This is a genomic window from Acidobacteriota bacterium, assembly GCA_039028635.1.
Lineage (GTDB): Bacteria > Acidobacteriota > Thermoanaerobaculia > Multivoradales > JBCCEF01 > JBCCEF01.
The window spans coordinates 1-14619 of the sequence record JBCCHV010000020.1; the positions used below are offsets into that span (position 1 = coordinate 1).

The window sequence follows — 14619 nt, forward strand, 5'->3', positions numbered from 1 at the left end:
CGCTACTTTCCCCCCGGGGCACCCGTTTTTTCCCGTGGGGGCCACCGCCCCCCTTACACCGCGCCCCGCCCCGCCCCAACCCGCCGGTTTTTGGGCCCACCTCCCCCGCGGGGGGGGCCTGCCCCCCCCCGAGCCGGGGGCGCCGAGCCCTCCCGGGCTCAGTCGCAGGTTGCCGATGACTTTTTCCGCAACCTGCTAGCAGGATCGAGCGTTCAGGTCGTGCGGCCGCCGCGGCTGGAGCCAGCCATTCGGAGAGCCACTCGGCCCGCTGGAGATCAGGGCTCCGCCGAGGCGCCGGACTTTCGGCTCAGGATGCTCTCTTCGAGGGATCGCAAGTGATCTTCGTAGCGGTCCGAGTCCGAGCTCGCCGTTCTTCTGGCGACCTCGAGCCCTTGCCGACCGACGGTCAGAGCTTGGGTCGGCTGCGAGGCCTCGAGGGCGAAGGCGAGATGGAGGTAAGAACGCGGGTCCGAGGGATAGAGATCCACCCAACGGCGGAGCACCTGGAGCGCCTCTTCGGACCGTCCCTGGCGGTCCAACCTCGAGGCGAGGCCGCGCAGGCAGTTGACGCTGAAGAAGCGATCTCCGAGCGGAACGACGGGAAATCCATAGCGAGCCGAGAGGGCGTCGAAGTGGGCCTCGAGATTGGCCAGCGCGGCAGCATCCCCATCGAGAAAAGACACATAGCGCGGATCCCACTCCTCCGGCGGGAAGATCAGATTCAGCGCCGAGGTCACCGCCGGCAACACCGTGGCGTAGGCCGCACCAGGGACGACCTCGGCCTGGAAAACCAGGCCCTTGGCCAGGAACGGTTGAAGGCGCTTCTCGAAACTCTCCAGGGCGGTACCGATCTCCTCGCGCGCCCGGAAGTTCGATTCCGCCGAGCTCAGATACAGCCACGCCCGACGATCTGGCTTCTGCTCGAGAGCTCCCACCAGAGCGTCGGCCAACAAACCGGCCTCGGGATAGAGCTTGTCCAGGCTGCCTCCGGCCACCATCGCGACATGGACCTGGAACAGCTCCGGCGAGCGCCAAAAGCTGTGCAGGGCAAAGGCCGCCGTCGGGGAGACGCCGAACACCAGGCGAAAGTCGGCGAGGCGAAAGCTCGAGGCCAGATAGGGAACCAACTCCCCTTCCAGAAACTGGAGATACTGATCTTCTCGACCGCCAAATCCACTTGGCTTGCCGTCTCGGCCGAGAAACCTGGGCGACATTCCCAAGCGATCGCCGGTGTGATTGGGCACGCCCACGACGACCGCCTCGGGCATGCGTCCGACCGCCGCGAGGTGATCGGCGACCGCCGCGACAGTCTCGAAGATCAGCTCGCCATCGAGCACGAAGATCACCGGATAGGAGCGAGCCGGGGCACTCTGGCGGTAGCTGGCCGGCAGTCGCACATCGACGTACCGCTCCTCGCCCAAGGCCTGGGATGCCAGGACGTGACGCTCTGCGAAGGTCAGAGGTGTCGCCGGAGCTACCCCTTGGCTCGCCTTCGGAGGATCGGCGAACGCAGACAGGGAGACGCCGGCTGCAAAGATCACGACCAGAAAGGTGCTGACTCTCATCGACAGGCCCTCACAAAAGCCGCCGAGCCGGATCACCGACGGCAAAGCGCCCGGATGCTACGCGGTGCAGCGGACAAAGTCCTGTTGCACTTGCAAGGAGTTGTGAAGGTTCTGTGAATCCGTTCCGAACAGAGTTTTGAGCGACGCTTTCGGATCTGCTCCCCGAGGTCCAGTTCCTGCGCCTAAGGCAGGAGTCGACGCAGAGCCCGCAGGCCGTCGTTCCAGCGATGCCCGAGGGCGCGCAGGAAGGCGAGGGAGCGCAGGAACGGCATGCGCTGATCGTCGGTGCGATCCGTCTCGAGATGGGTGAGCCAGCGGCCGGAGTCCGATTCACGGGCCGCGAGAGCGCGAGCCTGCTGGCTCAGGCGCGGCCCCTGATCGGCGAGGGTCGGCACCAGGCCGTGGCGCCGAGCCAGGCGCTGGGCGCGGTCCGAATCGAAGCCGAGGAGGCGGAAGAAGGACTCGCGCGGGTCCGCTTCCTGACCCGCGTCGGTACCGGCCTCGACGGCGTCCGGCTGCGGCGCCGGCAACCCCACTTCGGCGAACAGCGGCGGCGCGGCGTCGAGCTGCAAGACGCGGAAGGACGGACCCGTCGGCCGCTGCGGGAAGCGCGCCCAGAAGCCGGACAGTGGCTGGCTCGCGCCGCGGGTGGGATCGAGAAGCTCGAAGATGCCGTAGCTCGGCGCCGCTTCGAAGACCGTCGCCGCCGGATGATGGACCGACTTCTCCGCGGCACGACTCACCTCGGCGCTCCAGGACACCAGGCCCGGTGCCGCCGGTGAACGACCAGTGATCCTCGGAGAATTCATCGCTGGGCCTCCCAACGTCAATATGAATATAACTATATCAAAAATATGAAGATGGCAATACGTCTTCTGTCAGGAGTGAGCTGCATCCTGCGCTGCCGACGCCTCGCGGGGCCGTCTGCCAAGGGCCCCCGAGTAACGATCCGGGCGCACCGGCAGAAGCCACCGACCCCATTCAGGGCGCCCCTCGGCCGGGCGCCCCTCGGCCGGGCACCCTCGCCGGGGGCCCCTTCAGGGGCCCCGGGGACGAAGCGGGGATTGGCGCAGCGACTAAGGGTCGCCGATGACGAGCTGACGCAGACGAGCGGCCAGCAGATCGCCGGCGAGGTGGGTCAGCAGAAGACAGCCTTCGTCTCCGATGTCACCTTCCGGCAGCATGCCCTCGGCCATCAGCTCCGGTCGCGGAACGGTCCGGCAGAGCACGCGGTTGTCCGAGGCACCGAGGAAGAGCAGATGATCTCGCCGATCCTGCTCCGGCGTGGCGCCGAAACGACTCGCCTCGAGCTCGACCCCGCACCCCGAGAGCAAGGCTTCGGCCCAAGGGCGATAGGTGCGGCTGAGTCGCACTTTGCCGTCCGCGGCATCGAGGACCCCACTCGCACAGAGGCCCTCGAGCACCTGGCGACCGCGGCCGGCGTCGCCGAGGGCTTCCGTCAGGCGGGCGAGGGCGCGCCGCCGAGCCAAGGCCACCACTTCCCCACCCTCGCGAGCTCTTGCCAGCCGATCTTCGAGGGGCCACAGAGCCACCAGCCACTCGACGATCGCGGGCCACAGGGCGACGGCGGACTCGGGCGCCGCGGGCACCTCGCTGGCGAGGTTCTGGTGAAGGGCCGACACCAGGGCGGTCCGCCGGATCGGCGGCCCCACCCGCAGCGCGACCCCGCGCGTCCGGGATTCACGGGCCGGCAGCACCACGACTTCGCCGACCGCCGCCTCGTCACCGGCGAGATAGAGCTGCACCGTGCTGGTCGCCCGGCCATCGTTTCGTAGGCCCATCCGCAAGCGGCCCTCGGGTCGGGCGATGATCGCCAGGGCGCGCAGCAGCTCGCGACCGTGGACGGCCCCACCACTGGCGCTACCAAAGGTCCGCAAAACGTCGCCACCGGGCAGCAGCCCCTTTCTCTGCAGCGAGGCGAGGGCGAGGGCTCGTTCTTCGGCGCAGAACTCGGTGGCGAGCTCGGCGATGGCGGACAGCGGGCTGCGATCCGACGGGGCGAGGACACCACGCTCCGCCAGACAGCACAATTCACCGGCCTGCAAGAGCGCCGGCACGATATCGAAAGGATCCACTTCGCGGCGAGAGGGCCTGGCGGCCACCGTCGAAGACTTCCGTTCTGGTCTCAACATCAATCGCTCCTCTCCAGTCGGGATCCCCCCTCCCTCAGGCTGTAGAGCGAAACTCAGGTGCGCATGTCTATCGAATCCAGTCGCTCGTGTCAATTCCTGCATACCTTTCCAAGAGTGAAAAAACGCAGCCATCGCATTGCTTTTATAGAAAAATTTCAATAAACTAGTTTATCTCCGCCACCCACCCTTCGCGGCCGTTCCCTGAAGGTTGGGAGCTCGAGCTCTCTCGCCAGCCGATGAAGCTGGACGCGGAGAGTTCGGTGGTCCAGTCACGGCCACCTCCCGATGGCAAGCTTCTCGTGCCGTGGACGGCTGGATCGGCGACAAACCCCGCGATGACACCCGGAGGCCTCGGCCATGGTCCAGCCCGTCGGCGCCAACCCTTCTTCCTCCAACGCCATTCCGGCGGCAACCCTCTCGGTCACCGTGCAAGCCGGCCAAACGCTGGCGGATATCGCCGCCCAGAACGGCACCACCTCGGCGAGCCTGCTGCGCGCCAACCCCCAGCTTTCGGACTCCACGCCGCTGGTGGCGGGTCAGCGCCTCGCCCTGCCCTCACCGACGACCACGGCGCGGGTCGACATCGCCGACGGCAGCCTCGGTCCCGGGCCCCAACGGAGTCCGCGCGGCGGTGCCCTGCCCGGTTCGGCAGCGAATGGCGGTCATCAGAACACCGCCTCACCGCCGCCAGGCGCACCGACCGCTAGCCCTCCGACCGGCCCCGTCAGCTCGACCAATCCGACGGGAGTGACCTCCGGCCCGGTGCCGAACAACGGTGCCCCACCGAGTCCCACCGCTCCCGGCGGCGGCACTCCGTCCCCCCCGGTCGGCGGCAATCCCGGCGCGCCCTCCACACCGCTGTCTCCGGGCGAGCCGGGAGCTCCCCAGGCTCGCCCTTCGGTCGGGGTGACGTCCCCAGCGGTGCCCTCTCCCGGCGGCTCGCAAGGCACCGGCGGCGGCCCCAACGCTCCCCTCGCCGGCGGCCAGCCAACGGCCCGGCCCTCGATCGGCGTCACCTCGGGACCGCTCCCGGCGGGCACGCCGACGGCGGGAGGGCCGAGTGCCAACCCGACGGCGGGCGCGCCGCGGGCGCAGCCCTCGGTGGGAGTGACCTCCGGCCCGATTCCCGGCGGCGTCGGGCCCAACGCCCCCATCGCCGGCGGCCCGCCAACCGCCCAGCCCTCGATCGGCGTCACCTCGGGGCCCATCCCCACCGCGGCCGGACTTCCACCCGGCAATCCGGGAGCGATCAAGATCGATCCCCCGGCCCTGCCCCCGGGGACCTGGACGCCGCCGCCCCTAGCCTCCGCACCAGCAGCGACGGTCGCCCTCAGTGGCCTGCGGGGAGAAGCGGCCCCCGGACCTCAGACGCCGGTTCCGCTCCTCGCGCCGGGATCCTCCGGGGAGGCGGCGCTCCGCTCCCCGACGGCACCGCCGTTTCAGCCGCCGGCAAAAAGTGTGGTGACGGTACCGACGAGCCCGGGACCGGCCGCCCCCGGCAACCCACCGGTGAGCAGCCAGCACGTCGTCCCGAGGGCAGAGAGCGGTCGGCCGGCCGGGGTCACCGTCGGCGAGGGCGACGTCGGTCTTCAGCGGGCCCTCGACGAGGGACCCGTCCGCCAGGCCCGGCAACTGGCGGAAACCGACCCCCGCGGTCTCGAACGCCTGCTGCAAAGGACCCACGGGAGGTTTGTGGACGCGGCCGTTCTGCAGCGTTTGATCGCCCTGGCGCGGGCCGGTCGTTGGCCGACGCCGGCGCGCCTGGCCTTCGTCAACTCGACCCTCCTGCAAGGCGCCCCGGTGGCCTATGCTTCGCATCAGGGAGGAACAGTCCTGCTCAACGCCAGCCTCCGCAACACGCCGGCCGGACTGACCGCCGCCCTCGGCGAGGCGGCGGCACGTCACCTCGACCGCTCCCTGGGGGTGCCGCGCGTGCCGCTGCAGCCGGGTCGCGCTCTGCTCAGCGGCCTGGCCGGCGCGGCCACGGCACCGCGAGCGCCGGAGATCGCCCGCTCGGTGGTGGCTTGGAGCGGCCAGGTACTCGACGTAGAGGTCGCCTCGCCGGCGATCGGAGCCTGGCTCACCCGCGCCGCCAGCAGCTCGCGAGTAGAAGGCTTCATCAACTACGCCATCGCCGCCCTGGTCGGCGCTCCCACCGGCATCTGGTCTCAACGTGATGCGCCGGTGCCGATGCTCGAAGCCCTCGAGACGCAAGGGGCCGGCGACGGCCTTGGGCGCTTTCGCGAGGCCATGGACGACGTCATCGAAGTGGTCGCCGGCCTCGCCCGCCAGGGAGTTCCCGGCGCGGCCCGCCTGCAGGCCAGCCTCGAGGGGGCCCGCGACGCCCTGCTGACCGCCCTCGAGGTCGGCGACCTGCGCCGCGCCCGGGCCCTGTTCGGCGGCGCCCTCGGCCACCTGCGCGAAGGGCAGGTCGCCGCTCACCTCCAGGCCCGCGGTGCACGCATCACCTACTTCGGCCAACCGGTCGAGGTCACCGGCGGCCATCAGGCCTCGGAGATCGACGTCGCCGCCCGGCTCGGCGAAGAGCGCCTCTACGCCACCGTGCTGGCGGGCCAGCGGGGCGCCCGCAAGGTGGCCGACGCCGGCTGGCGCAAGCTCGTCGAGCTGACCGACGAGGTGCTGCGCTTCGCCGCCCGGGAGGGGGCTCGCCTGACCTTCTTCGTCGACGTCCTGTCGCCGGACTTGCAGGGCTTCTTGACTTCGCGCGGCATCGAGACCCAAAGCAACGCCGGGTGGGTGAGCTGAAGTGCCGTACCACCCGACCTTCGCCTTCTTCGAGACCATCACGCCGCTCAGTACCTTGGCCCCGCTGCTGATCGGACGCCTCGGCGGCCAGCTGCCGGCGGTCGGCATCGAGGTCAGCAACCCGCGCCGTGACATCCCGCGGCGCCTCGAGTTCGCGGGTCCCGAAGGAGCCCTCGACTTCCTGCGTCGCCACGACGTGGTCACCCGCCGCCTGTGGATGACCGGGGCCCTGGCTCGGCTCACCGTCTGGTCGCCGGGCCCCGACCTGCTGGGCGTCGATGGCTGGGAATCCCCGATCGGCTCGCAAGCCTCCCCGGGAGAGCGGCGCCGCCTGGTGCTCGCCCTCCACCAGGTCCTGGCCCACCACTGTGGCGCCCAGCTCATCTACACCAGCGGCCAGGAAGACAGCTACGCCGGAGAACCGAGTCACGGCAGCCTGGTCCGCCAATGCCGCCAGCATCTCGACCAGGGGGAGAACCTCGCCCCCCTGCTGTTCGAGGAGCTGGCACCTTACTTCTGGCTGATCACGGCTCGCCAGGGACTGCTGAACGGCAGCGGTCCGAGTGCCGCCTTCGAGCAGATCCGGCGGACCGACGGTTTCGACAGCTTCGAGAACTTCACCGACCGTCCGCTGTTCCTCCGCCAGCCCGAGCTCGTCCCCGGATCCGCCGACGAGCGGTCGTCCCCGAGGGAAGGTACGACGCAGTCATGGTCCTAGCGAAGTGAGCTGAAGCGCCGGTCGGGCTGCCGATGAATGATGCGACGGTCGCGCACCGGCGCACCGGTGCGCCTCGGCGACCTCAGAGAGGACGCAGGGCGAGAGGCCCAGAGCCACGTCCGCGGCGCAAACGCCGAGGCGCCTGGGTGTTGCTGACGGTGGCTTCGACGGTGACTTCGCGGCCGGCCCGCGGCAGGACCGTCGCAAGCCGGTCGAGGGAGATGCCGCGCAGCTCGCCGGCCGCCAGGCCAAACTCCAGGCGAACCTTCTGCATCTGCATTCCGGACAAGGTGAGATAGGCGAGCTGGGCCTCGATGGTGACCCGGTCGCCGGCGCGAGACGAGGTCAGGACGACACTCGATGCCATCGGCTCGGAGGAGGCGAAGAGTACGCTCTTGCCACCCTCCTCGAGGCGGAGGTCCACCTTCTCCACCACCCCTTCGTACTGGCGGTCGGAGCCATCCGTACGGCCGCCGGCGCCGCCGGCAATCTCGAGACGGCCCTGCATCAGGCTGAAGCCCCGCGGCTGGGGAACATCGAAGACCAGCTCGAAGCGCTCGGCCTGGCCCGGCACGGCGCAGGCCAACGTCAACAGGCAAACGGTGAGAGCCGGCAGGCGCAGACCACCGGCAGTGAGCCCAGCATTCAATAGATTCATGGCGACAATTCTATTCCACGACGCTCCCGTCGGGGAGCCCCGCATGAGGCTGAGGCGGCAGCAGAGGCGCCGAGGTCGGGCTTGCCCTGGACGGGGCCGCCCTGGACGGGGCCGCCCTGGACGGGGCCGCCCTGGACGGGGCCGCCCTGGACGGGGGTGCCGGCCGGCGGCGAGGCGAACGATATCTGCGTCGCCCGACCGCGTAGGCGAGGCAGGCGCCTGAAATCACTCCGTGACGAGCAGCCGTCTGCTATCCAGCCGAGCGCTCCGCGAGAACGCCCTCGAGCCGGTCGCCGAGCAGCGCCGCCAACGGACCCTCCGTCGACACGATGGTCTCTTCCCGCCGAGGTCCGGTGGAGATGAGATCGACAGTTGCACCGATCTCGCCCTCGATGAACTCGATGTAAGCCTGCGCCGCCGCTGGCAGCTGGCGGCGCTCGAGGGCACCGACCGTCCCCTGGCGCCACCCCGGCAGCGAGCGGTAGACCGGCTCGGCACGCTCGAGATCGTGCAACGACGCCGGAAACTCCTGGGTCTCCCGGCCGTCGATGCGGTAGGCGGTGCAGACCTTGATCTCGTCGAGATCGTCGAGCACGTCGAGCTTGGTGAGGGCGATGGCATCGATGCCGTTGAGGCGCTGGCTGAAGCGGCCGGCCACCAAATCGAGCCAGCCGCAGCGCCGCGGCCGGCCGGTGGTGGTGCCGAACTCGTTGCCCCGCGAGCGCAGAAACTCGCCCGCTTCGTCGTGCAGCTCGGTGACGAAGGGACCGGCCCCGACCCGCGTGCTGTAGGCCTTCAGGATGCCGACGGCACCATCGATGCGGGTCGGCGGCACGCCGGCGCCGACGGCGGCCCCACCGGTGGTGCAGTTCGAGCTGGTGACGAACGGATAGGTGCCGTGGTCGCGATCGAGGAGGGTTCCCTGGGCGCCTTCGAAGAGCAATCCCTTGCCCGCGGCCAACCACCCCGCCAGCAGAGCTTCGGTGTCACAGATCGCCGGCGCCAGCTCGTCGGCCCAGCGGCGGCATTGCTCGAGCAGAGGGGCGACCTCGAGGCGCTCGTCACCGCCGGCCGCCGCCAGGTGTCCGCCCACCATGCCCACCAGCCGATCGAGGCGCTCCTCGAGGTCCGGCGCCAGCAGATCGACCAGGCGCAATCCGTAACGCCCGGCCCGACTCTCGTAGGCCGGCCCGATGCCGCGCGAGGTGGTGCCGATGGCGGCATCCCCGCGGGCCCGCTCGCGGGCCTGGTCGAGGGCGGCGTGGCAAGGCAGCAAGACCGTCGCGCGACTCGACAGGAAGAGCCGGTCGCGGTCGTCGATGCCGCCGGCGCGCAAACCGTCGCGCTCGCTGAGGAAGGCGTCCGGAGCGATCACCATGCCGCTACCCAGGACACAGCGCATCTCGGGATGGAGAATGCCCGAAGGAATCAGGTGGAGGGAGAAGTGCTGGTCGCCGAACTTCACCGTGTGGCCGGCATTGTGGCCGCCCTGAAAACGGGCGACGGCATCGAAGGCGGGGCAGATCAGGTCGACGATCTTGCCCTTGCCCTCGTCGCCCCACTGCATCCCGATAATCACCAGATTGGCCATGAACACTCCTCGTCTCTTGCCACCATCCGCGAACCGAAACGAGGATCGTAGCAGGAGGTGACGAGCAGCGCCAAGGCGAGTTTCTGCTAGCATTCGATCGGTTCGCGCAATGCCCTCCACGGGCCCTCCGGAGCCCGCGATCACGGGCTCGGCACCCCGGCCATGCAACTGTTTCTCGAAGCTTCCAACGTCCTGCTCCCGGTGGCCTACCTGATCGCCACGGTGGCCTACGGCGATCTGTTCTTCTCCGATCCCGGGCGCTCCGGTCGGTTGGCCGCTCCCTGGCTGCGGGCCACCTTGTTCCTCCACCTGGCAGCCCTGGTGGTGCTGACCGCCCGCTGGCGCCAGCTTCCGGCGGTCACCGTCTCCCAGGTGCTGTCCCTGATCGCCCTGGCGGTCGCCGCCGTCTACCTCTTCGTCGAGTGGCGGAGCCGCGAAAAGGCCACCGGCTTCTGGCTGGTGTCGTTGGCCTTCCTGTTCCAGCTACTGGCCTCCCTGCTGCGCGATTCGCCGCCCCCGAACCGTGAGCTCTTCCACGATCCTCTGTTCGGCTTGCACGTCACCCTCGCCTTGCTCGGCTACGCCGCCTTCGTCGTCGCCGCCGGCTACGGCTTCCTCTTCCTGATGCTCTATCGCGACCTCAAGGCCGGCCGCTTCACCACCTTCTTCGGCAAGCTGCCGCCCCTCGAGACCCTCGGCAACATGCTGGCCGGCGCCACCAAGATCGGTTTCGCGTCGCTGGCCGGCGCCATCGGCCTGGGAGTCTTCTGGGCGGAGCGTCGCGGCCAGGGCTGGCTGGCGGACCCCCAGATCCTCGCCACCATCGCCGTCTGGCTGTTCTACGGTGGAGTCCTGCTGTTGCGCCGCTCGGGCCGCTGGCAGGGCCGCCATCTGGCGGTGGCCAGCCTGATCGGTTTCACCGCCATTCTCGGCACGCTGCTGGCGGTTCGCATGTTCATGGTCGATTTCCACGGCGCCCTCTAGGAACTCCGCCCCGTGATGAACCCTCCGGATCTCCCGTTTCTGCTCGTTGGCACGGATCATCGGACTTCGCCGATCGATCTGCGCGAGAAGGTCAGCTACGACAAGGAAGAGGCCACCGAAACGCTGGTTCACCTGTTGGCTCGCGAGGAGATCGCCGAGGCCTGCCTGCTGTCGACCTGCAACCGCACCGAGGCCTATGTGGTGGCGCGACACCCGGAGACCGCCTACCGTACCGCCCTCGACCTGGTGTTCATCCGCCGCAATCCCCTCCTCGAGCAGCCCGGCCACCTCTACGTCAAGGGCGGCGATGAAGCCGCCACCCACCTCTTGCGGGTCGCCAGCGGTCTCGAGTCGATGGTTCTCGGCGAGCCGGAAATTCTCGGCCAGGTGAAGAGCGCCGCCCAACTGGCGAGCTCCGTGGGGGCCGCCGGCCCCCTCCTCGGCAAGCTCCAGCTCTGCGCTTCCCGCGCCGGCCGCCGGGCGCGAGCCGAGACCCGCATCGCCTCCGGATCCGTCTCCCTCGGCTACTCGGTGGTCGAGCTCGCCCGCAATATCTTTCACCGCCTGGAGGATCTCCGCATCCTGGTCCTCGGGGCTGGAGAGACGGCTCGCCTGGTGTGCCACAGCCTGATCGAAAAGGGCGCTCGATCGGTGCAGATCGCCAACCGCACCGCGACCCGCAGCGAACGGCTTCAGGAGGAGATCCCGCAAGTGGTGCCGGTGCCCTTCGGCGACCTCGCGGCGCGCTCCGCCGAATGTGATCTGGTGGTCGCCACGACGTCCTCCGACGAAGCGCTGCTGCGCAGCTCCGACTTCACCCATCGACGCCACCGTCCGCTCCTCCTGATCGACCTCGGGGTGCCGCGCAATATCGACCCGGCCCTCGGCCGTCGCGAGAACATCTTTCTGCACACCATCGACTCTCTCGACACCCTCATCCAGCGCAACCTCAAGCGGCGCCGCGAGGAGGTGCCCCAGGTCGAAGAGCTGGTGCGCGAGGAGCTCGAGCAGTTTCTCAACTGGTTCCGCTCGCTCGCAGCGGAGCCGCTGGTGGCACGCCTCCAGAAACAGGCGGAGGCGATCCGGCAGCGCGAGTTGGAAGGTGCCCGCCAACGCTTTCCCAGGGAGCTCCACGAGGACCTCGATCGGCTGACCCGTTCGCTGGTGCGAAAGATCCTGCACAACCCGAGCGCCCATCTGCGCGGCAAGGGCGGTCCCGGGGCTTTGCCGGACCTCGACCTGGTGCGCGAGCTCTTCCGTCTCGATGGCGACGACTGAATCCACCCCTCGACCGTCACGGCCGCTGCGCCTCGGAACCCGCAAGAGCGCCCTCGCCCTGGCCCAGTCGGGCCAGGTCGCCCGGGCCTTGGAGTCCCGGGTTCCGGGCCTCGAGGTCGAGCTGGTGCCGATGGTGACCCGCGGCGATCGCTGGCGCGGCGACCTCGCCGCCGTCGGCGGCAAGGGGCTGTTCACGGAGGATCTCGAGGCCGGTCTGCTCGGCGGCGACCTCGACTTCGCCGTTCACAGCCTCAAAGACCTGCCGGTCACCCTGCCGGCGGGCCTCGCGGTGGTCGCTTACCCGCCCCGGGCCGACCCGCGCGACGTGCTGGTGAGCGAACTGTCCAGCGACCTCGACGGCCTGGCGCCGGGATCGCGTTTGCTCACCGGCTCCCTGCGACGCCGGTCGCAGATTCTGCGCCGACGGCCGGACCTCGAGGTGGTTCCGGTGCGCGGCAACGTCGACACCCGCCTACGCAAGGGCCGAGAGCCGAACGTCGACGGCGTCATCCTGGCCGCCGCCGGCCTCCACCGCCTCGGCGTCTCCGGGACTCACATTCATGCCATCGATCCGCAGGTGCTGTTACCGGCCCCGGGCCAAGGCACCCTCGCCCTGGAAGCCGTCGCCGGCTCGCCGGCGGCCCACTGGTGCGCCCACCTCGACGATCCGGTCACCGCCCGCTGCTCGCGGGCCGAACGGGCCGTGGTGGTGGCCTTCGGCGGCGACTGCACACTGCCGCTGGCAGCGTGGGCTACGGCAAGCGCCGACGGCGAGCTGCACCTGCGGGACCGACTGGCAACTCCCGACGGCCGCCACAGCGCTGACGGCGAGGCCCGCGGCCTAGATCCCGACGAGGTGGCGAGCGACTGCGTCGCGGCGATGCGACGCCAGGGCGCCGACAGCGTGCTCGAGCGCCTGGAACGGGCTCCTTGAAACCCCTCGCTGGGCGCCGCGTGGTGATCACGCGGGCGCTCCATCAAGCGCCGGAGCTCGCCCAGGCGCTGCGACGGGCCGGCGCCGAGCCGCACCTCCTGCCGCTCATCGAAGTGGTGCCGCCACGCCAGCCGGAGCTCCTCGCAGAGACCGCACAACAGGCCGCCCAAGGCACCTTCGATTGGTGGGTGTTCACGTCGCGCAACGCCGTCGACGCCCTCCTCGACCGCTTGCCCGCCACACCCGCGCGACGGCCGGCGATCGCGGTGGTCGGCGCCGCCACAGCACGACATGTCGAGGAACGCGGTTATCCGGTCGCCTTCCAGGCGACTCGCGCCGACGCCGTCAGCCTCGGTGAGGAGCTGGCGCCCGAGGTCGCCGGGGCGTCCGTGGTCTTGCCCCAAGCCGCCGATGCGCGCCCTGCCATCGCCGCCGCCTTGGAGGCCCATGCGGGCCGCCTGACCAAGGTCGAGGCCTATCGAAAAATCATCCCGCCGGACAGCGCCGACCGGGCCCGGCAGCTCTTCGGTGACGGACCTCTCGGCTGGGTGACCTTCACCAGCCCACGCATCGCACAGAACTTTCGCGGTCTCTTCGGTTCCCGTTGGCCGAGCCGACGGCCTTCGCTGCTCGCCGCCAGCATCGGCCCGGTGACCAGCCGAGCCCTGCGTCGTCTAGGGGTCGCGCCCACCGTCGAGGCCGACCGCGCCACCGTCGACGGCCTGGTCGCCGCCCTCGCAGCCTTCCGCCCCCAGGGCTGAGCGCAGCACCGTCAGCAGCTCTCCGGCGGTGCGCCGGTCGAGGACGTTGAAGGCCTGGATCTCGGTGAGCTTCTCGACCAGGGAGATGCCAGCGCTGGTGTAGGTCGCCGGGCCGGTCACCAGGGTCGGCGCCAGGCCAAAGGACTGCACCAGCCCGACCACCGCGTAGGCGTCGTTGGCGCACAACACCGTCGCCCGCAGAGCTCCACCGAGACGATCGATGGCGAGGCCGGTGTTGTAGGGCTCGTGGGGCGACGGTCCGACATCGGCCACCACCACCGTCGGATTCCACTCGCCGAGCTTCTGCAACAGCCCTTCGAGGGCGACCCGATACTCGCCGGCCGGACAAACCGTCGAGGGCAGGCCGACATCGACCATGTCGAAGCTCGCCACCGCCCCGGCATCGCGCAGCGCCAGGACATCGCGATGGCGACCGACGCCGGTCAAGCGCAGAGCGACCACCCGCTCACCGGCACGGCCGAGGCTGCGAACCACCGTTTGGGCTACTTCCGCCCGCCCGCCGGCCCAGGACGAGCCGGCGATCAACACGAAGGGCGGCGTCGCCGGTGCGCCGTCGGCATAGCGGGTGATGAAGTCCCGCATTCGAACCTTCCAGCCATCGCGGAAGACGTGGCCGCGGTAGCTCAAGGCGACTTGAGGACGCCGCCGCACGGCGCGCGACGACAGACGACCGATGACCCCGCCACTGGCCAACAGATCCATGCGTTGATCGGGCCCCACCAGAGTCCAGTCGCCCACCGCCTCGAGCAGCGAGTGCCGGGCCCCCAAGGCGCCGACGATGCGGTCGCCGTCGAACACGTCGACCTGCCGACCACCGACCAGCTCGACCGCCGCCTTCGGTCCCGGCGGTGACACACACTCGCCGATCACGTAATCGCCGGTCTCCCACTCGGACTCGGGCAGTCCGGCGGTGTCGAAGTCACCGTCGGCGAGATCCCAGATCCGGGTCACCGAGGTCAGCAAGGGCTGATTGCGCAACGATTCGTCCTCCGCCGTCGTATTTCCTACAGCCATCGGCAAGGCGTGCAGAAATTACCGTTTCGGGACGGCCACCGATGGAACTTCCGATTCTCCGGCGATGACCGCCTAGCGCCCTCAAAAAAAGGGACTTGGCCTCTATAGAGCGCCATCCTAGAGGACGATGCCGCCGACTCGATAGTTCCTCTTTTGGCTTTCGAAACGCTTTCGGA

Annotated in this window: 12 protein-coding genes; 6 read left to right on the forward strand and 6 right to left on the reverse strand. The window is 69.7% G+C overall.

Going from position 1 to position 14619, the window contains the following annotated elements:
- Nucleotides 1-275: 275 nt before the first annotated feature.
- The 3 genes from AAF604_10055 to AAF604_10065 form a co-directional block, all read right to left on the reverse strand.
- Nucleotides 276-1565: an alpha/beta hydrolase-fold protein gene (locus tag AAF604_10055; protein ID MEM7049994.1), complete on the reverse strand. Its 1290-nt coding sequence runs from the start codon at nt 1563-1565 to the stop codon at nt 276-278.
- A 182-nt stretch (nt 1566-1747) separates the two neighbouring features.
- A complete protein-coding gene (locus AAF604_10060; GenBank protein MEM7049995.1) occupies nt 1748-2374 on the reverse strand; it encodes a hypothetical protein in 627 nt (208 codons plus the stop codon).
- Between the two features lie 267 nt (nt 2375-2641).
- Nucleotides 2642-3718, reverse strand: coding sequence for a hypothetical protein (locus tag AAF604_10065; GenBank protein MEM7049996.1), 1077 nt, complete (start codon nt 3716-3718; stop codon nt 2642-2644).
- Nucleotides 3719-4075: 357 nt separating this feature from the next.
- On the opposite strand from AAF604_10065, the gene AAF604_10070 reads away from it, so the two are divergent.
- Nucleotides 4076-6484 (forward strand): LysM peptidoglycan-binding domain-containing protein, encoded by a 2409-nt coding sequence (locus AAF604_10070; GenBank protein ID MEM7049997.1) that lies wholly within the window; start codon nt 4076-4078, stop codon nt 6482-6484.
- A 1-nt stretch (nt 6485) separates the two neighbouring features.
- Nucleotides 6486-7202 carry a hypothetical protein gene (locus tag AAF604_10075; protein ID MEM7049998.1) on the forward strand — a complete coding sequence of 239 codons (717 nt, stop codon included), beginning with the start codon at nt 6486-6488 and terminating at the stop codon, nt 7200-7202.
- An 82-nt stretch (nt 7203-7284) separates the two neighbouring features.
- Here the strand turns inward: AAF604_10075 and AAF604_10080 are convergent, their stop codons facing one another.
- Both AAF604_10080 and AAF604_10085 read right to left on the reverse strand, forming a co-directional pair.
- A complete protein-coding gene (locus tag AAF604_10080) occupies nt 7285-7860 on the reverse strand; it encodes a hypothetical protein (GenBank protein MEM7049999.1) in 576 nt (191 codons plus the stop codon).
- Between the two features lie 250 nt (nt 7861-8110).
- Nucleotides 8111-9451, reverse strand: a complete 1341-nt coding sequence (locus tag AAF604_10085) for an adenylosuccinate synthase (protein ID MEM7050000.1) — start codon at nt 9449-9451, stop codon at nt 8111-8113.
- Between the two features lie 162 nt (nt 9452-9613).
- Between AAF604_10085 and ccsA the strand changes: the two genes are divergently transcribed.
- From ccsA to AAF604_10105, 4 genes are read left to right on the forward strand one after another with little or no spacing between them, the layout of a single operon-like run.
- The gene (ccsA, locus tag AAF604_10090; protein ID MEM7050001.1) at nt 9614-10435 is read left to right on the forward strand and encodes a cytochrome c biogenesis protein CcsA; all 822 of its coding nucleotides are present in this window, start codon (nt 9614-9616) and stop codon (nt 10433-10435) included.
- A 15-nt stretch (nt 10436-10450) separates the two neighbouring features.
- Nucleotides 10451-11713, forward strand: a complete 1263-nt coding sequence (gene hemA / locus AAF604_10095; GenBank protein ID MEM7050002.1) for a glutamyl-tRNA reductase — start codon at nt 10451-10453, stop codon at nt 11711-11713.
- The gene (hemC, locus tag AAF604_10100; GenBank protein ID MEM7050003.1) at nt 11700-12647 is read left to right on the forward strand and encodes a hydroxymethylbilane synthase; all 948 of its coding nucleotides are present in this window, start codon (nt 11700-11702) and stop codon (nt 12645-12647) included. Before hemA ends, hemC begins: the two co-directional genes overlap by 14 nt.
- Nucleotides 12644-13408 carry a uroporphyrinogen-III synthase gene (locus AAF604_10105; GenBank protein MEM7050004.1) on the forward strand — a complete coding sequence of 255 codons (765 nt, stop codon included), beginning with the start codon at nt 12644-12646 and terminating at the stop codon, nt 13406-13408. The genes hemC and AAF604_10105 overlap by 4 nt, the downstream gene beginning before the upstream one ends.
- On the opposite strand, the gene AAF604_10110 is transcribed toward AAF604_10105, so the two are convergent.
- On the reverse strand, nt 13322-14443 hold the full coding sequence (locus AAF604_10110; protein ID MEM7050005.1) for a hypothetical protein: 1122 nt from the start codon (nt 14441-14443) through the stop codon (nt 13322-13324). The genes AAF604_10105 and AAF604_10110 overlap by 87 nt on opposite strands.
- Nucleotides 14444-14619: the final 176 nt, after the last annotated feature.